General features: G+C 38.3%; 16 protein-coding genes. 13 read left to right on the top strand and 3 right to left on the bottom strand.

Translation table 11 applies throughout. From position 1 onward, the window contains the following. Positions 1 to 26: 26 nt before the first annotated feature. From C7E02_RS00190 to C7E02_RS00220, 7 genes are all read left to right on the top strand, one after another. Positions 27 to 722, top strand: coding sequence for a cyclase family protein (locus C7E02_RS00190; protein WP_158682952.1), 696 nt, complete (start codon positions 27 to 29; stop codon positions 720 to 722). A 15-nt stretch (positions 723 to 737) separates the two neighbouring features. Further along, entirely contained in the window at positions 738 to 3,197 is a 2,460-nt protein-coding gene (locus C7E02_RS00195; protein WP_044911965.1) for an ATP-binding cassette domain-containing protein, read from the top strand. Then, complete coding sequence (locus C7E02_RS00200; protein WP_105308501.1) at positions 3,190 to 4,131, top strand: ABC transporter permease; 942 nt, start codon at positions 3,190 to 3,192, stop codon at positions 4,129 to 4,131. Before C7E02_RS00195 ends, C7E02_RS00200 begins: the two co-directional genes overlap by 8 nt. Before the next feature lie 42 nt (positions 4,132 to 4,173). After that, positions 4,174 to 5,199, top strand: coding sequence for an alcohol dehydrogenase catalytic domain-containing protein (locus C7E02_RS00205; protein ID WP_005339169.1), 1,026 nt, complete (start codon positions 4,174 to 4,176; stop codon positions 5,197 to 5,199). Between the two features lie 108 nt (positions 5,200 to 5,307). After that, positions 5,308 to 5,982: a GntR family transcriptional regulator gene (locus C7E02_RS00210; protein WP_105308502.1), complete on the top strand. Its 675-nt coding sequence runs from the start codon at positions 5,308 to 5,310 to the stop codon at positions 5,980 to 5,982. Between the two features lie 54 nt (positions 5,983 to 6,036). After that, positions 6,037 to 7,113 carry a mannonate dehydratase gene (gene uxuA / locus C7E02_RS00215; protein ID WP_005339174.1) on the top strand — a complete coding sequence of 359 codons (1,077 nt, stop codon included), beginning with the start codon at positions 6,037 to 6,039 and terminating at the stop codon, positions 7,111 to 7,113. 1 nt (position 7,114) lies between these two features. Continuing rightward, positions 7,115 to 8,722 (top strand): mannitol dehydrogenase family protein, encoded by a 1,608-nt coding sequence (locus tag C7E02_RS00220; protein WP_105308503.1) that lies wholly within the window; start codon positions 7,115 to 7,117, stop codon positions 8,720 to 8,722. Positions 8,723 to 8,903: 181 nt separating this feature from the next. Here the strand turns inward: C7E02_RS00220 and C7E02_RS00225 are convergent, their stop codons facing one another. Further along, entirely contained in the window at positions 8,904 to 10,061 is a 1,158-nt protein-coding gene (locus C7E02_RS00225) for an ABC transporter permease (protein WP_105308504.1), read from the bottom strand. Next, complete coding sequence (locus C7E02_RS00230) at positions 10,048 to 11,190, bottom strand: ABC transporter permease (protein ID WP_105308505.1); 1,143 nt, start codon at positions 11,188 to 11,190, stop codon at positions 10,048 to 10,050. Before C7E02_RS00230 ends, C7E02_RS00225 begins: the two co-directional genes overlap by 14 nt. Positions 11,191 to 11,559: 369 nt before the next feature. On the opposite strand from C7E02_RS00230, the gene C7E02_RS00235 reads away from it, so the two are divergent. Then, positions 11,560 to 12,876, top strand: coding sequence for an IS110 family transposase (locus C7E02_RS00235; RefSeq protein WP_105308506.1), 1,317 nt, complete (start codon positions 11,560 to 11,562; stop codon positions 12,874 to 12,876). A 269-nt stretch (positions 12,877 to 13,145) separates the two neighbouring features. On the opposite strand, the gene C7E02_RS00240 is transcribed toward C7E02_RS00235, so the two are convergent. Next, complete coding sequence (locus C7E02_RS00240; protein ID WP_105308507.1) at positions 13,146 to 14,075, bottom strand: ABC transporter ATP-binding protein; 930 nt, start codon at positions 14,073 to 14,075, stop codon at positions 13,146 to 13,148. 151 nt (positions 14,076 to 14,226) lie between these two features. Here C7E02_RS00240 and C7E02_RS00245 point away from each other — a divergent pair, with 151 nt between their 5' ends. From C7E02_RS00245 to C7E02_RS00260, 5 genes are all read left to right on the top strand, one after another. After that, complete coding sequence (locus tag C7E02_RS00245) at positions 14,227 to 15,345, top strand: sensor histidine kinase (RefSeq protein ID WP_105308508.1); 1,119 nt, start codon at positions 14,227 to 14,229, stop codon at positions 15,343 to 15,345. Position 15,346: 1 nt separating this feature from the next. Further along, complete coding sequence (locus C7E02_RS00250) at positions 15,347 to 15,970, top strand: response regulator transcription factor (protein WP_005339183.1); 624 nt, start codon at positions 15,347 to 15,349, stop codon at positions 15,968 to 15,970. A 74-nt stretch (positions 15,971 to 16,044) separates the two neighbouring features. Next, positions 16,045 to 16,260: a hypothetical protein gene (locus C7E02_RS19525; protein WP_242827089.1), complete on the top strand. Its 216-nt coding sequence runs from the start codon at positions 16,045 to 16,047 to the stop codon at positions 16,258 to 16,260. Further along, positions 16,257 to 16,733, top strand: a complete 477-nt coding sequence (locus C7E02_RS00255; RefSeq protein ID WP_330406714.1) for an iron-containing alcohol dehydrogenase — start codon at positions 16,257 to 16,259, stop codon at positions 16,731 to 16,733. The genes C7E02_RS19525 and C7E02_RS00255 overlap by 4 nt, the downstream gene beginning before the upstream one ends. Next, entirely contained in the window at positions 16,702 to 18,096 is a 1,395-nt protein-coding gene (locus tag C7E02_RS00260; RefSeq protein WP_105308510.1) for an MATE family efflux transporter, read from the top strand. Before C7E02_RS00255 ends, C7E02_RS00260 begins: the two co-directional genes overlap by 32 nt. Positions 18,097 to 18,229 lie beyond the last annotated feature (133 nt).

Here is an 18,229-nt window from a genome sequence, read left to right on the forward strand (position 1 = left end):
CCCCTTTTTTGAAAGGACGAGATGTAATGAATGCTGTAGAAATAATGCAACAATTATTGGCTAATGCTGAGTTTATTGACATGACAAGGATTATGGAGGAAGGAATGCCATATTGGCCGACACAACCAGCATTTGAAGCAGAAACAATTGAATCTCAAGAATTGGGAAATGAGTCTTATTTTCGAAAGATTGTAATGTGTGAACATACAGGAACACACATTGATGCCGGATGTCATTTTGTTCCGGGAAAACAGAGTGTTGATGAAATACCAGTAACACAGATAATTGGACGTGCTTTGAATATTGATGCAACTGATACACCGGCTTGTGGAGTTGCAGATGTAAATGTTATTAAAAGATTTGAAAAACAATTCGGATCTGTTCAGAATGGGGATATTGTTTTTTTTAGATTTGGATGGGATGAAAAATACGGTTCAGATAACTACATGCAGGATTGGCCGGGACTTTCGTTGGATGCTGGAAAGTATCTTTTTCAAAAAGGCGTAAAAGCAGTTGGATGTGATTGCATGGCATTGGATGCATTTGGAAGTGATAATCCTAATCATCCGTATTTGCTAGGTAATGACGTAAATATATTAGAAAATGTTGACAAATTGGGAATATTACCGCCGATATTTTCAATAATTGGTTTGCCGTGCAAATTTAAAAACGGTTCGGGTTCACCGATTAGATTAATTGCGGTTATAGATAAAGAAATGTAAGAAGAAAGGGAGTGAATGCAAGTGCAGCATAAAAAAGGACAAAATCCGTATTTTAAACTTAAAGATATTGCAAAAACATTTGGAATTACCAAAGCATTAAGTGGTGTTACACTGGACATTTATGCAGGTGAGGTCATAGGTCTTGTGGGGCCAAATGGTGCGGGAAAATCAACTCTTATGAAAATTTTGACCGGTATTCTTCCGCAGACAGATGGAACAATCGAGATCGAAGGCAGAACAGAAGAACATTATAATACAAAACTTGCAAAAAAATATGGTGTTGCCTGTGCATATCAGGATTTATCTCTTTGTACAAATTTAAGTGTGTATGAAAATTTTGCACTGTTAAATGTAAGTCATAAAATTGTAGATAAACCAGGGTGGAGAACACAGGCAAAGAAAAATGCGAAAGAACTTTTGGAAAAATATTTTCCGGGGAATGGAATTGATGTTACAAAACCAGTTTCAAAGTTGAGTCTGGCAGATCAACAAGTAGTTGAAATTTGTAAGACATTGATGACGGACAATTTGAAAATTTTGATTCTAGATGAACCTACGAGTGCGTTGTCAACCGACAAAGCAGGACAATTACATAAAGTTGTAGAAGAATTAAGTCAGAAAGGTGTTGCTGTAATCTACATTTCACATAAATTAGATGAAATAGGAATCGTATCTGATCGTATCGTGATTTTGAGAAATGGACAAAATGTTGGAGAATTTTCTTCAAAAGAAGTTACACAAGACGATCTTATAGGACTTATGGGCGGTGAGAAGAAAGAAAAAAAAGAACATACCACTAAAGAAAATATAATTGGAGAAAATCTTGTTGAAATCAAAGGACTTACAACTAATATTTTAAATAACATTGATATTCACATCAAAAAAGGTGAAATTGTTGGTATTTCTGGATTAGCAGGTTCAGGTCAACAAGAACTGTTGCAGGCAATTTACAGTGCAAAAAGCCATATCGGAACAGCTGGAAAAAATGGTGTTCAAATCAATAGCACAATCGCATATGTGTCCGGAGACAGAACAAAGGAAGGAGTATTTCCATTATGGGATATTCGAAATAATATATTGATTGCAAATCTGGATAGAGTAAAAGGTAAAATTCTTCTAAATAAAAAAGAATGTGACGACAGTGCTAATTACTGGTATGACAAACTGAAATTCCGTGCAGAGGGTATAGAAAGTAATATTATGTCTCTTTCAGGTGGTAATCAACAGAAAGCGTTGATTGCCAGAGGAATTGCATCGGAAGCAGATATTATTATTTTGAATGATCCGACAGCAGGTGTAGATATTGGAACAAAACAAGATATTTATGCACTTCTTGATGAAGTAAAACGCATGGGAAAAGCAGTTATCTTATATTCTACAGAAGATGCGGAAATTGAAATTTGTGATCGAGCATATATTATTCATGAAGGCGCAATTACAGAGGAACTCAAGGGAGAAGACATTACAGTATCAAACATTGTAAAGGCTTCATTTAAAAAAGTTGAAAAGCGCGAGAAAACTGAGAAAAAGAATTCTCTAATAGGACGTCTTTTGACTTCTCGAATTGCACTTCCATTGCTGACTATGTTGCTTATATTTGCAGCTAACGTAGCAAATAACCCTAATATGATGTCATATATGGGATTGCGAATGAAGTTGAATTCTACTTTGCCGTTAATTTTTGCATCACTTGGACAGATGTTCATTATTTTGTCAGGTGATTGTGATATGGGTAATGGGTACTCGATTGCACTTGTAAATGTAATTGTTGGAGTGCTTCTTACAGGAAATCCATTAGTTGGTATTGTTGGCTTGCTTATTTTCATAGCAGCTTACATGGGAATGGCAGCATTGATTCATTTGAGAAATATCCCTGCAATTGTAGTTACGCTTGGAGCTCAGTTTGTATGGTATGGCATTGCGTTAATTATATGTCCGACACCTGGTGGAAAATGTCCTGAGCTTATTAGCAATATTCTGAGAATTCAGACTCCGGTTGTTCCACTGCCGATTATTATTGCAGTTCTTGCTGGACTATTATGCTGGTTCATATTGTACAGAAGCAGATATGGAATGGTAATGCGCGGAATTGGTAATAATCCTAATTCAGTGGAAAGATCAGGATGGAATTATCTGACGGCGAAAATGACAAATTATGGAATGGCAGGTTTAATGGTAGTTCTGTCAGGTATGACATTCACAGCTTCCTGTAATGGTGCAGATGCAAATAGTTCTGTGAATTATTGTATGCTTTCTATTGCAACGGTTATCCTTGGAGGATGCGAGATGGCTGGTGGAATTGTTGAACCAGCAGGTGTTGTTATTGCTGCGATTGCTATGAACCTGATTAATTCATTACTTACCGCAATGAAAGTAAATTCTAATTATCAGACAGCGATCATTGGATTGATATTGATTGCAGTGCTTGCATTTAAATTTGTAATTCACAGAAAGGAGGCTGCAAAGAATGAATAAAATAAAAGAAATTACACAAAAAAATGCATGTATTTGGCCAATTGCAGGTTGTGTTGTTCTGTTAATCATGATTACAGCAGTAACAGGAAGCTTTAATTTAAGTGTTATAGCATCTGGAGCTAAGTTATGTGTATTTGCATTGTTACTCGGTCTTGGACAGATGATTGTAGTTACAAGTGGTGATGGAGCAATTGATCTTTCACAGAAATATATCCTGACTTTAACAGCATATGTATCCTGTACAGTAATGGCTAAAAATGTATTGTTAGGTCTGGTTGCAGCTATTATTGTTGGTGCTCTTTGTGGATTTATCAGTTCTTGTGTAAATGTATTTTTGAAAGTGCCTGCAATGATTACAACTTTGGCAACAGGGTATTTATTTTATACAGTTATTTTAGTTGTATCTTCAAAGTGGTCAAGTATTCCGGCTAAAGGATTTGTTAAATTTGTAAATAAAAATCTTATCGGAATTAATATGATGACAATCGTATGTATAGTAGTAGCAGTTATTTTATGGTTCTTACTTTATCGTACCAAATATGGTCATCAATTACATGCAGTAGGACAAAAACGTGAAGCAGCAAGGCTTGCCGGAATTCATGTGGGAAAAACAGTTATAATAGCATTTGTTATTAACGGTGCACTTTGTGGACTTGCTGGAGCTATGGCAGCAGCATATTGCGGAGGAGCAAATCAAGATTTGGGAACTACTTATTTCCTGCCTTCCGTTGCAGCAGCATTTGTAGGAGGCACGAATGCAGCAGGAGGTAAATCCAGTGTAGTAGGAGTTAGTATAGGAGCATTAATGATGACATTGATGTCAACATTCTTAAATGCTGCAAAGTTAGATGTAGGTGTACAACGTTTGATTCAAGGTGTATTCCTTGTATTCTTGCTTGTGGTAGCAGTGTCTGATGCATCAAAGAAAAAGTAGATAGTAGATAGTAGATAGACATATATAAAGGAGATAATAAGAATGAAAGCAGTACAGATTGTAAAACCGAATGATTTACGCATTGTTGATATGGAAAAGCCTGGGATCGATCAGGAAAAAAATGTTCTGATCAAGATGACAGCATCTGGAATTTGTGGAAGTGATGTGGGAATTTATCACGGCACAAATGCAGCAGCAACATATCCACGTGTTATTGGACATGAAATTGTTGGTGTAGTAGACGAAATTGGCGAGGGTGTTACAAAAGTAAAAGTAGGAGATCGAGTAATCATTGATCAGATTACTGCATGTGGACATTGTTATGCCTGCAAAAAGCACAGACCTAATGTGTGTGGTGAACTGAAAGTAAAGGGAGTTCACATTGATGGAGGATATCGGGAATATATTGCTGTAAAAGAAGATGATTGTTATCTGCTTCCAGATGATCTTTCTGATGAAGATGCTGTTATGATAGAGCCTACCACAATTGCGGTGCAATGCTTGAGTCGTGCACAGATTGAAAAAGAAGATACAGTACTTTTGATTGGTGCAGGAGCTCTCGGAAGCAGTATTTTAAAAATTCTAAAACTACACGCACCTAAAAAGATCATCGTGTCTGATATTGAAGACTCAAAGTTGGAAGAAGCATTAAAAAATGGGGCAACAGATGTAATTAATAGTAAGCATGAGGATGTATCAGAAAAGTGTCACGAATTGACAGATGGTTATGGTGTAACACTTACAATTGATGCAGCATGTGTAAAGGGAAGCCTTTTGACTGCGCTGAAAGCAACCGGAAATGCAGGAAGAGTTATCACCATGGGATTCAGTGTTGCACCAGATGAAATAAACCAGTTCCTGATTACTTCAAAGGAATTGGATGTACGTGGAAGCAGACTGCAGAATGGAAAGTTCCAGGAAGTGATTGATCTTGTAAAAGAAGGTAAGATTGATTTGAAGGGAAGTATATCTCACAAATTTTATTTTGAAGATGCACAGAAAGCATTTGATTTTGTGGATACGAAAGATCCATCTATTCGAAAAATTGTATTAACATTTGAAAAATAATATTAAGAAATATTTCTGATAAAGTCCTTGAAAAAGCAGCATGCGAGTCGGATAATAATAAGGTATTGTTAGAAAAAAACTTAGTAATGAAGAGGAAAAAGAAATAATATGCATGTTACAGAACGTTTAAAAGGAGAAAGCAGCAAGGAGTATGCGATGCGTGTAATCCGGGAGAATATAATCAGTTTGGAACTGGAACCGGGAACAAGTGTCAGCGCGAATGAGCTTGCATCAGAAATACCTGTATCACGTGGCCCAATCAGAGAGGCATTAAGTGAATTGAGTAAAATTGGGATTGTTGAAGTGTATCCGCAAAGTGGATGTAAAATATCTATGATTGATTATACAGTTGTAGAGGAAGCCAGATTTCTGAGAAATACATTAGAATGTGCTATTGTTAAAGAAGCATGCCAGGTGGCTGAAGCTGTTAATATATTGAGACTTCAGGAAAATGTAAATCTTCAGAAGTTTTATATGGAAAATCATAAAACAGAAGAATTATTGGAAATGGATAATGAGTTTCATAAATATCTATTTCAGTTTACAAATAAAATTGAAATTTATAATCTTATGAAAAATTTTGATATTCATTTTGATCGAATCAGAAGTGTATCTATTCGTTCAGTCAAAAATCTTAAAATAGTGGAAGATCATGAGAAGATTTTAGACTGTATTAGAAATTCTGATGAAGAAGAGGCTTCCAAAATTATGAACATCCATTTAATGCGTGATAAAATTGATAAAGAAGAGCTGAAAGAAAAATATGGCCGATATTTTAGATAAACACTCTTTTTTGTCAGCACAATGACTACACAATAGTAGAGAAAGAGGCAAAAAATGGAAATGACGATGCGTTGGTTCGGAACGAACTATGATACAGTTACACTGGAACAAATCAGACAGACTAGATATGCAACAGGCGTGATAACTACTTTGTATAACAAGATGCCGGGTGAAGTCTGGGAACTGGATGAAATATTGAAATTGAAAAAAGAAGTTGAAGATGCAGGACTTCATTTATCCGGTATTGAAAGTGTAAATGTCAGTGATGCAATAAAGACTGGTGGACCAGATAGAGACAAAGATATTGATGCATACATAAAAACACTGGAAAACTTAGGAAAAGCAGATATCCATATGGTTTGCTATAATTTTATGCCAGTATTCGACTGGACAAGAACAGAATTAGATCGAAGAAGAGAAGATGGCTCTACGGTTATGGCTTATAATCAAGAAGCTATTGATCAGATGGATCCGGAAAAAATGTTCGATGCAATTAAAGATGATATGAATGGTACGGTTATGCCAGGCTGGGAACCAGAACGTATGGAAAAAGTGAAAGAACTTTTCAAACTTTATAAAGATATTGATGAGGATAAATTATTTGATAACTTAAAGTATTTTTTGGAGGCGATTATGCCTGTTTGCAATAAATATGATATAAATATGGCAATTCACCCGGACGATCCAGGCTGGAGTGTATTTGGACTTCCGAGAATCATATCTTCACAGGAAAAATTAAAACGTATGATGGATATGGTACCGGATAAACACAATGGAGTAACATTCTGTATGGGATCTTACGGCACTAATCTGAAAAATGATTTAATTTCAACGATTCATATGCTGAAAGGAAGAATACATTTTGCACATATTCGAAATCTTCGTTTCAATGATGGAATGAAAGATTTTGAAGAAAGCGCACATCTGAGTGAAGATGGAACATTTGACATGTATGCTGTAATGAAAGCGCTTTATGAGACAGGATTTGACGGACCAATTCGTCCGGATCATGGAAGAATGATCTGGGGTGAGAAAGCAATGCCTGGTTATGGACTATATGACAGAGCATTGGGGGCTGCTTATCTTTGCGGACTTTGGGAAGCGGTTAAGAAAGAAGCAAGAGGTGAATAGTATGAAATTAACATTAGAAGGTATAAAAGAAAAAAAAGACTGGGAAAGTGCTGGAGTGAAACTTCCGTCATATGATATTGATACGATTGTTGCAAGAACAAAAGAATCACCAGAGTGGGTTCATTTTGGAGCAGGAAATATTTTTCGTATTTTTTTAGGCGGCATCGCAGATAAGTTGATTTCCGAAGGAGAAATGGAAAAGGGAATAACATGTGTAGAGACATTTGATTTTGATGTAGTAGATAAGATTTATAAGCCATATGATAATCTTGTCCTGGCAGTTACATTAAAAGCAGATGGTTCTACAGATAAGCAGATTCTTGGATCTTTAACAGAAGCTGTTAAGGCACAGTCGAATGTGAAAGAGGAATGGGACAGACTGATTGAGATTTTTAAGAACCCTGAACTGAAGATGATTTCTTTTACAATTACAGAAAAAGGTTATGCATTAAAAAATGCAGAAGGTAAATATTTCCCATTTATTGAACAAGATATCGAAAACGGACCGGAAAAAGCAGTATCGGCAATGGCTGTTGTATGTGCGCTTTTAAATGAGCGTTTCAAAGCGGGAAGAAGTCCGTTGGCAGTTGTATCTATGGACAATTGCTCTCATAATGGAGAAAAGCTTAGAAGTTCCATTCTTACTATGGCTTCAGAGTGGAAGAATAAAGGATATGTATCAGAAGAATTTGTTGAATACATTTCTGATGAGGATCAGGTGTCATTTCCGTGGTCAATGATTGATAAGATTACACCAAGACCGGCAGAAAGTGTATGTGAGTCTTTAAAAGAACTCGGAATTGAGAATATGGAGCCGGTTATTACTTCTAAAAATACATATATTGCACCGTTTGTAAATGCAGAAGGACCGCAGTATCTTGTAATAGAGGATAAGTTCCCGAATGGAAGACCAGCTCTTGAAAAGGCAGGAGTATATCTGACAGATAGAGATACTGTAAATAAAGTAGAACGTATGAAAGTAACAACATGTTTAAACCCATTACATACAGCATTAGCTGTCTATGGATGTCTGTTGGGATACACACTGATCGCAGATGAGATGAAAGATGTAGAGTTAAATAAACTTGTGCATGAAATCGGACCTGATGAGGGCATGCCGGTTGTTACAAATCCAGGAATATTATCTCCAGAAGCTTTTGTTGATGAAGTAATTAATGTTAGAATACCAAATCCGTTTATGCCGGATACACCACAGAGAATTGCAACCGATACTTCTCAGAAAGTAGGAATTCGTTATGGAGAAACAATCAAATCTTATGTTTCTAAATACGGAGATGCAAAAAAACTGAAAGCAATTCCGCTTGCCATTGCGGGATGGTGCAGATATTTGCTTGGAGTAGATGACAATGGAGAAAAATTTGAAAGATCATCAGATCCGATGCTTTGTGAACTGACAGATATTCTGAAAGAAATTGAAGTTGGAAAGCCAGAAACTTATAAGGGACAACTTAAAACAATTCTTTCTAATAAAAATATATTTGGCAGTGATCTGTATGAAGCAGGAATCGGAAATCTTATTGAAGAGATGTTTAAAAAAGAAATTGCAGAACCAGGTGCAGTTCGTAAAACATTAAAAGAATATTTATAAATCAATTTGTAAATGCTAAATAAAGGGATGTTATATCATTTGTAATCTGAAAAAATGGTATAACATCTCTTTTTGTGTCAACTATAAATTCAAGTCGGAGATTGGACTCCCACTGAGACAAATTTGCTATTACTCACCACCTGAAGAGGTGGGAGTCTTCTCGACTGAGATAAACCACGCGCTAAGCGGACTGACGTCTCATACGGCCTGCAATAAGCGCAAGACTTAAGAACGCGAGGGCGAAGAGGAGCTGTATGCCGTAGCAGGTGTACAGGGTGTGAATCTGTGTTCCACTGAATGTGTTGTGGCTTTTCAGCAGGTTATTTGCAACTTCGTACCAGTAGACCGGAAGAAACTGGGCAATTTTCTGTACACTTTTTCCGAGGATATCCATACTGACGAAGACTCCGCACAGGAAGGACATTCCAAGGCTGACCACATTGACGACTGCACTGATCAGTTGTTCTTTGTCTGTAAATGTGGAGACAAAGAATGCCAGGCTTAGTGCGGACAGAGACATCATAAAACTGTTGGTAAGATAGTATGTAAGGTTTGTGTCAGCCAGAAATGTTTTTCCATACAATATGATTGGAAGGAGTGTGCATAAAAACCAGACGGCAAGTCCGATGACTGTGCAGCCGAGCGCAAGCTGCAGGTTGTACTTCCGGTTGGAAATGGAAGTACACAGTATTCGTGAGCGGACTTCTGGATTGTTGAATGACATCATGATTGTTATAATGACATAGCATAGAATGGACAGGATAATGTAAGGCATATACTGATACATGTATGCGTGCATCGGAATATTTCCACCATATCCGTTCTGATCCAGCATCGTTACATGAGATTCTTCTGTCATAGCCTCCTTAAGCATTACAGTGGCATCTTCGGCTGAATAACCGGAGGCAAGAAGCATATGCATTTCCTGAACCCATGCATTGACCTGACTGTCTACATAGTAACCACTTGTACTGCCCGGAACTTTTGTGACGGTAAGACTTGCAGTTTTGCTTTTACAGCTTTGAGTGAAATCTTTTGGAATCGTCAATACATAATAGACGTGCCGGTAGAACAGGTTATCCTGAATGGCAGTTTTGGTATCCGGAATATCAATCAGATTGTGCCGGGAAGCCAGATAATCGGTCAGGGCTTCGGACACCGGACTTTTGTCATGGTCAATGACTGCAATGTCGAGTTTTGTCTGTTCAAACATTTTATCGGTATCTGTAAGTTCACTTTTTTGTACAGCAATTGTAATTGTGAGAAAAATGATAATATACATGAAAACATATCCGAGATTTCTTTTTGTAATTGTCAAAAATCCTTTAAATACTGTCATAACGTTCCCTCCTTACTCCTAAGAATGCAATACCAAGGAAAAGAATACTCATGATCAGCAGAGTAATCATACATCTCTGGTATCGTAACGTGTCATTGTAGACACTGATGCAATAGTAAGCATCACTTAAAACAGCCGCCGGATTGATACGGTTCAGAATGGGGGCATTCTGTTCTATTACATCTTTCATATTGCCAAACATCAGACCAGACAAAAAACCGGTCAGTAAAGTTGTGGAGGTACAGATGCCGATTTTTGCTGAAAATGTAAGTTTTCCGATGCAGCCGATCATGAGTCCCAGGCAGATTCCGATGAGACTTCCCATAAAATTCGTGGCAAGGATAGCCAGATAATTATTTCCCAGGTCAATGTCAAGAATACAGTTCAAATAAAAAGTCAGAATCATTACATTTATGAAATGTATAAAAATCAGCACCAACATATCAATAAAAATAAGAAATTGTTTTCGGTAAGGGGTGATACTTCGTCTGGCTCCTAAGGGACTTAAGTTCGCCTGGGTATCATGTACTGCTTCGATACTTAGATATGCACCGGACATACAAGCATAGGCAATCAGGGCGAAGAAATACAATACAGTCGGATTTAATGTTTTTCCACCGACACTTTTTTCCGTGATGAAACTGCCATTCGTCTGCAAGGAAGCAACAGCATCAGTCAGACGCTCCGGATGAGTCTTGGCAATTACTTTGAACAGATGTGCATTCTGGTTATAAGTATTTAAAAGAGAAGTCAGAATACTTTGGCTGACTCCATTTTTTGTAATCGTAAGAGACGGGGTCTCTTTTACATAGTAGATTCCAAGAATCTCATCATTTTCCAGTTTCTTTTTCGCGTCTTTTTCATTCTTTACGTCTTGAATATCTAGAACGCTACCGTTCATGGCGTCAAGGAAATCTGCAAAAAATGTACCGGATGACTTCGTTTCAAGCTTATTGATAACAGCAACGGGTACCGGATCCCAGTCGGAGTCTCCGGTGGCAGATATGCCGATATTTCCAAAGGAAATGTAGAACAGTGTGCCGAGAATCATTGGGAATGCAAGTGCCCAGAACATCATAGGCCGATTCCTTGTAATCTGTAGAAAACGATATTTTATTAAATGCCACATAAAAATTCCTCCTAGTATAATAATGATGTAGTCAATCAAGACTACTTGGTTAATAAGTTTCTATAAATCAGATAACAGAAGAAGGGATTCTTCCTTCATCAGATGTTATCCATAATAATGATCATGTCTGACGGTTCCTGATAGACACTAGATAAAACATAAGGTATCATCTCTTAGGATAGGACAAAGAATGTATTTCTCCTTGGGACACTGATTATCAGTGGATACCTGTAATTAAGTCAATTAGTCCATTCGACAGGGTTTTATGTTTTAGCTGGTTGGGAGCCGGAAGGCCATACCCGAATAACGCGCTAGGTTGTGTACCTGCCAGATTGGAAATGGATTCCTATCAGAAAGGAGCTATTGCTCATGTCAAACAAAGTTTTCTTTAATCTCGATGATTTATTCATCTCTGTTGGTATTGATATCGGTGCTGATTTCTCATGGATGTCTATAGCACTTCCAAACCAACAATTCGTAGGAAAACCTTACAAAATCCTACATAACAGTATTGATTCCCTTACAACCGCTGTTTCTAAAATAAAAGAAGCAGAAGAGTTGTATTCTTTGGAAAGTCACATTTTCCTCGAATCCACGGGAATTTATCATTACCCACTCTTCTGCTATCTTCGTGATAAGGGTTTTAACTGCTCGGTTATTAATCCTATCATCACTAAGAATAGCACAAACATCAACATACGAAAAGTACATAATGATCGTTTTGATTCTAAAAAAGCTGCTTTGGTTGGTTTGAAACCTGATTTAAAGGTTTCACTTATGCCTTCAGATCTTGCTCTAAACTGCCGTAACCTATGCCGTGAATACTACGATTTAATGGATAATCGCAGTGCCTATGTGAATAAGCTTCAGGGTGAATTACGCATGGTGTTTCCACAGTATCTTGACATCTTTTCCAAGGTTACTATCAACACTTCTCTTACATTATTGGAGACTTATACCTCTCCATCAGCTTTTCTTAAAGCAGACAAGCAAGAGATTATTGATATCATCAAATCAACAGCTCGCTTTGGACTTACATATGCTCAAAATAAGTATAATGCCATAATTCAGGCGGCAACTGATGCAAATCAGTTTGGTTACATCATAGACAGCAACATCAAGCGTATTCGCCTTTGTATCAGCTTCATACGTAAATATGATGAAGAAATCAACAACATTCTTGAATCGCTCCATGAGCTTGTTGATGCTAATGAAGATGCCGACTTTGTCAAGCAGATTCATTTGATTGAAACATTTAAAGGTGCTGGTTTCTTGTCTGCTGTATCCATCATGGGTGAGATTGGTGACTTTTCAGCATTTTCAAAACCAAAACAACTTTTCGCTTATTTCGGTCTTGATCCGGCAGTAAAACAATCCGGAAAATTTGAAGGTACCAAGGTTCAAATGTCTAAGCGTGGTTCTGCCATAGCTAGACGTGTGATTCACACGTTAACCTTACAAAGCATCAGTATCTCCCGTAATGGAGAAGCTAAAAATCCAGTTCTTCGTGAGTACTACCTCAAGAAATGTGACTCAAAACCAAAGCTCGTAGCAATGGGAGCTGTTTCACATAAGGTATGCAATATGATATTTGCAATACTCAGAGACAACAAACCATTTAAAATCATTGCTCCTCAGGAGCATATCAAACAAAACAAAGCTGCTAAATGCGACACAGCTGCGTAAAACACTATAAACACAATGATTCAATATCTTTCAAAAAATGATATTTTCACCAAGGGGGAAGTTTGCNCATTTAAAATCATTGCTCCTCAGGAGCATATCAAACAATACAATGCTGCTAAATGCGACATAGCTGCATAAAATACTATGAACCCAATGATTCAATATCTTTCAAAAAATGATATTTTCACCAAGGGGAAAGTTTGCCCTTTTTTAGTCAGAAAACAAAATAATTTTTTTCTCATTTAACTATTGACATTTATTAGCTGGACTTAGTCCCGAAGTTCTTTTCCCGTGATTTCCAAGAAGACATCGTTGAGTGTTGGAAGTTCTGAAAATACACGCCCGAAAGAAATGTTGTGATCTCCCAGGTATTTTAAGAGGCTGATCAGATTGTGTTTCCCTCCACTTAGGCGGATTTTTAATACCTGTTCTTCATAGGTCAGTTCAAATACATTTGGCATTGTACGGATTTCAGAGAGTGTTTCCGGATTTAGGTTTATAGCTTCGATGGTGATCGTCTCACCGGTTTTGATCATATTTTTCAGCTCTTCACATGTTCCGGTCGCAAGTACATGGCCATGATCAATGATTGCAATACGGCTGCAGATCTGTTCAACTTCTTCCATATAATGGGAGGTATAAATGATTGTAGATCCCTGACGGTTCAGTTCTAAGATTCCTTCCAGGATCCGGTTCCGGCTCTGTGGATCGACAGCTACCGTTGGTTCGTCCATGATGATAAGCTTTGGCTTGTGGGCAATACCGCAGGCAATGTTGAGTCTTCTAAGAAGACCGCCGGACAATTTTCCGGGACGTTTTTTTGCATATTCCGCAAGTCCAACAAAATCCAGTGCTTCGTCCACCAGCTTTTTACGCTTTTGTTTGTCAGTTACATACAGACCACAGAAATAGTCTACATTTTCACGGACACTCATCTGATGAAACACAGCCACATTTTGCATGACAACACCAATCTCTTTTTTGATATCGTAACTGTCCGGGGTCATGTTTTTGCCAAAAATCTGAATCGTACCTTTGTCATATTTCAATAGCGCCAGCATACAGCCGATCGCGGTGGATTTTCCGGAGCCGTTTGGTCCCAGAAGTCCAAAAATCTCCCCTTCTTTAATGTCCAGGTTCAGGTGATCTAGTGCGATCAGATCACCATATCTTTTTACAAGATTTTCAATATGGATCATAGGAAATTCCTCCAGTTCTTAGTTTTGAGACTTGCATATTTCTTACTTGTAATTATAAATGTCTTATGCTTATAATGTTAGTGGCAGACGTCATAAAACGATGTGACAAATGTCATGTTTTGCTTTTTAGAAAAGTTAGGAGAGAACAAATATGAGAAGAATGACAGGGCAGCTTCTGTTAATTTTATATAGTTTTCTTTTTTTGTTGCTTTCGCCGGCTGACTTGAATTTTGTGGTGGGCTTTCTGGTGTCATGGATCTGTATTGGCATGCAGATGTTCTTAAAAGATGACTGGGAAAGGTATGTTCTGTTAATATGTATTTTAGCCGGAAGTTGGTACTGTGTGGGAATCTGTGAATTCCTGCCGGTTCTTTTTTATGGATTCTGGACGAAAGAGAAACGGGGTATCATGATACTCGCTGTGGCAGGAGGGATATTTACAGGTGCGTCAGGGAATGTGAATCTAAGTCATGGGCAAATGTATCTTTTGATAGTTGGAATTTTACTGTCGCTTGTGTTGAAGTTAAAAGAAGAGGCTTATGAGGAGTTGGAACAGGAATACCGGAAAACCCGTGATGACAGTAAGGAAAGGAATCTGCTTTTACAAGAAAAGAATCGCAGCCTGATTGAGAAGCAGGACTATGAAATTTATACGGCAACACTTCAGGAGCGAAATCGCATTGCAAGAGAAATTCATGACAATGTGGGACATTTGCTATCAAGATGCATCCTTATAGTGGGTGCAATGAAGATTGTAAATGAAGACGAAAAACTGTCCTCTTCCATTGAACAATTGGAGGAGTCGTTGAATACAGCCATGACCAGTGTGCGGGAGAGTGTCCATGACCTTCATGATGATTCTGTGAATCTGAGAGAAGTGACAGAAGAACTGGTGGGAGAGTTTACATTTTGCCCGCTAGATTTATCTTATGATATGGGATATGATGTTCCAAGAGAGATTAAATACGGCTTTATCGCAATTGTAAAAGAGGCACTTCACAATATTGTAAGGCACAGTGATGCAAGTAAAGTGAAGATAGTCATGCGGGAGCACCCAGCGCTTTATCAGCTGATTGTGGAAGATAATGGGACTGTGAAAGAACCAATACAAAGTGGCGGAGCAAAAACTGTATCCAGGGAATTTCAGTCTGGACAGGGTATGGGACTTCGCAATATGAGCGACCGCGTCCGGATGCTTGGAGGCATGATGCAAATTGTAAGAAAAGAGGGATTTCGTATTTTTATTACGATTCCCAAGGAGGTATCTTAAAATGAGAATCGTGATTGCAGATGATGATATGCTTGTATCAGGAGCACTTAGGACGATTCTGGAAAAAGATCAGGATATAGAAGTTCAGGGTATTGCCTCAAATGGGAAGGAAGCTATAGAACTTTACCGGAAATATGAACCAGATGTGCTGCTGATGGATATCCGCATGAGTCCAATGAGCGGTCTGGAGGCATCGGAAGAGATTTTAAAAGAAAAACCAGAGGCAAAGATATTGCTCCTTACAACATTTTCTGATGACGAGTATATTGTAAAAGCGTTGAAATGTGGTGTGAAAGGATATCTTTTAAAACAGGATTATGCAAGTATTCTGCCGGCAATCCGGGCAGTGTGCACGGGGCAGACGGTGTTCGGAACTCAGATCATATCCAGACTGCCGGAACTTTTAGAGCGAAAGAGTGCTTTTGATTATGAGACTTATGAGATTACAGAAAAAGAACGCGCTGTTATGAAGCTTGTGGCAGACGGAAAGAGCAATAAAGAAATTGCAGGGGAAATGTTTTTAAGCGAGGGAACGATCCGAAATTATATCAGTGGGATTTTGGATAAATTGAATTTAAGAGACCGTACACAGCTTGCAGTTTTTTATCTCAGAAATTGCACATAAAATCATTGGCAATATCAGAATTGCAGCTGTGGATGAAAAATATAGAAAATAGAAAAAAGAAGGAGAAATTGATGATGCAGAGTTTTGTACAGTATACCCCAACGAAAGTTGTATTTGGAAAAGCCACACAGAAGGAAGCTGGAAAGCTGGTCAGTGAATTTGGGATAACGAAGGTATTTCTTGTATATGGCGGTGGAAGTGCAATCGATACAGCAAAAGGAATTGCGATAGGTGCTGCAAATCCGGGCACAGATATCTGGGAGTTCTGGAAGAAGATTATGATGCTATGAGTGAAATCATGTGGTGCGGAAGTATTTCCCATAACGGAATTACCGGACTTGGAAGACCAAAGGATTTTCTGTGCCATAAGCTGGGACATCAGCTTGGTGCAAAATTTGACGAAGCCCACGGTGCAACATTGTCTGCAGTCTGGGGAAGCTGGGCGAGATACGTCTATCATCTGGACGAGGCAAGATTTGCAAATTACGGAAGAAAAGTATGGAACATGGATGAGGAAAATGATGAAAAAACGGCTGTGGAAGCGATTGAGAAAACCGAAGAATTCTTCCGGTCTTTGCATATGCCGACTTGTCTGGGAGATATGAAAATGGGTGTACAGCCGGATGAAGTATTAAAAGAAATGGCTGGCAAGGCGACTGCAGGGGATACCATGAAAGTGGGCGCTTTCCAGAAAATGGGCGCTTTCCAGAAAATGGGGGAAAAAGAGTTATATGAGATTTATAAAAAGGCAAACCACAGATAATCTAAATATTGACTGGCATGCATTTTACAGAAATGTATTTGCCTTAATTATTCCAATGGCGCTCCAGAATCTGATCAACGTCGGAGTGACTGCAGTTGATGTTATGATGCTTGGAAGAGTGGGAGAAAAAGTGTTGTCTGGTTCTTCGCTGGCAGGACAGATCCAGTTTATTATGATGCTGATTTTTTTCGGCATCACATCTGGAGCAACAGTACTGACAGCGCAGTACTGGGGAAAGAAAGATATCAGAACTATTGAGAAGATTCTTGGTATGGGACTTACAATCTCACTTGCAATTGCGGTAATTTTTATGACATTGGCCTTGACTATTCCGGGCCCTTTGATGCGTATTTTTACATCGGATCCGGAAGTAATTGCAGAGGGAGTGAAATACTTACGGATTGTTGGAATATCTTATCTTTTCATAGCGGTAACGCAGGTTTATCTGAATATTATGAGAAGTATTGAACGGGTGATGATTGCTACTTTTGTATATTTTATGTCTTTGGTTGTCAATGCAATTATGAATGCAATTTTGATTTTTGGACTTTTGGGATTTCCGGCACTTGGAATACAAGGAGCTGCAATCGGCACATTATGTGCCAGAATGACAGAGACATTGATCGTGCTTATTTATGCACATTTCATGAATCGGGATGTGAAAATTCGTCCTCGATTTATGATACAGATTGACAGGGTACTTGCAAAAGATTATCTAATCTATGCCATGCCGGTTGTGTTAAATGAAATGATGTGGGGACTTGGAGTCTCTGCGAATACTGCTGTCATCGGTCATCTTGGGAGTGCGGCGGTTGCATCAAATTCAGTTGCACAAGTAGCGAGACAGCTTGCCCAGGTCGTTGTATTTGGAATTGCAAATGCGACAGCCGTCTATCTGGGTAAGACGATCGGGGAGCGTAAATTCGATTATGCGAAGGCTTATGCAAAAAGATTTATTCGGCTGGCACTTATTATGGGTTGTTGTGGTGCATGTGTAATTTTAATCTGTGCTCCGATTGCAAATACATTTCTTGTATTATCGCCTGAGGCAAAAGAATATCTTTATATGATGTTTGGCGTCATGTCTTATTTTGTCATTGCACAGTCAGTCAATACAACATTGGTAGTAGGTGTATTTCGCTCAGGAGGAGATACGAGATTCGGATTAATTCTGGATGTGTCTACGATGTGGGGATTTTCCATATTACTGGGTGCAGTCGCAGCATTTTTCTTACACGCAAGTGTACCGGTCGTTTATATACTTCTGATGAGTGATGAGCTGGTGAAATTACCGCTTACGCTAAAGCGGTACCGCAGTTACAAATGGCTCAAAGATGTCACGAGGAATAACCTGGAAATTTAAAGCTGTGAAAAAGGGAGTAAAAGCAAAGATTAAAGGTAATTCAAGGTTGATAAATTACCTGAAAAGGTAGTACAATAGATTCAGAGCTCAGAAATACAGAGCAGTTTCAGAATAATGAAAGAGAGGTATAGGA

It is taken from the genome of Dorea sp. Marseille-P4042, from assembly GCF_900290215.1.
Taxonomy (GTDB): domain Bacteria; phylum Bacillota; class Clostridia; order Lachnospirales; family Lachnospiraceae; genus Dorea; species Dorea formicigenerans.

Excerpts from the sequence above, each read along its gene's own strand:
- C7E02_RS00255 (WP_330406714.1), top strand. The coding sequence starts at position 16,257 with ATGAGTGAAATCATGTGGTGCGGAAGTATTTCCCATAACGGAATTACC.
- C7E02_RS00230 (WP_105308505.1), bottom strand. The coding sequence starts at position 11,190 with ATGTGGCATTTAATAAAATATCGTTTTCTACAGATTACAAGGAATCGG.
- C7E02_RS19525 (WP_242827089.1), top strand. The coding sequence starts at position 16,045 with ATGCAGAGTTTTGTACAGTATACCCCAACGAAAGTTGTATTTGGAAAA.
- C7E02_RS00210 (WP_105308502.1), top strand. The coding sequence starts at position 5,308 with ATGCATGTTACAGAACGTTTAAAAGGAGAAAGCAGCAAGGAGTATGCG.
- C7E02_RS00225 (WP_105308504.1), bottom strand. The coding sequence starts at position 10,061 with ATGACAGTATTTAAAGGATTTTTGACAATTACAAAAAGAAATCTCGGA.
- C7E02_RS00250 (WP_005339183.1), top strand. The coding sequence starts at position 15,347 with ATGAGAATCGTGATTGCAGATGATGATATGCTTGTATCAGGAGCACTT.
- C7E02_RS00205 (WP_005339169.1), top strand. The coding sequence starts at position 4,174 with ATGAAAGCAGTACAGATTGTAAAACCGAATGATTTACGCATTGTTGAT.
- C7E02_RS00190 (WP_158682952.1), top strand. The coding sequence starts at position 27 with ATGAATGCTGTAGAAATAATGCAACAATTATTGGCTAATGCTGAGTTT.
- C7E02_RS00245 (WP_105308508.1), top strand. The coding sequence starts at position 14,227 with ATGAGAAGAATGACAGGGCAGCTTCTGTTAATTTTATATAGTTTTCTT.
- C7E02_RS00200 (WP_105308501.1), top strand. The coding sequence starts at position 3,190 with ATGAATAAAATAAAAGAAATTACACAAAAAAATGCATGTATTTGGCCA.
- C7E02_RS00220 (WP_105308503.1), top strand. The coding sequence starts at position 7,115 with ATGAAATTAACATTAGAAGGTATAAAAGAAAAAAAAGACTGGGAAAGT.
- uxuA (WP_005339174.1), top strand. The coding sequence starts at position 6,037 with ATGGAAATGACGATGCGTTGGTTCGGAACGAACTATGATACAGTTACA.
- C7E02_RS00195 (WP_044911965.1), top strand. The coding sequence starts at position 738 with ATGCAAGTGCAGCATAAAAAAGGACAAAATCCGTATTTTAAACTTAAA.
- C7E02_RS00260 (WP_105308510.1), top strand. The coding sequence starts at position 16,702 with ATGAGATTTATAAAAAGGCAAACCACAGATAATCTAAATATTGACTGG.
- C7E02_RS00240 (WP_105308507.1), bottom strand. The coding sequence starts at position 14,075 with ATGATCCATATTGAAAATCTTGTAAAAAGATATGGTGATCTGATCGCA.
- C7E02_RS00235 (WP_105308506.1), top strand. The coding sequence starts at position 11,560 with ATGTCAAACAAAGTTTTCTTTAATCTCGATGATTTATTCATCTCTGTT.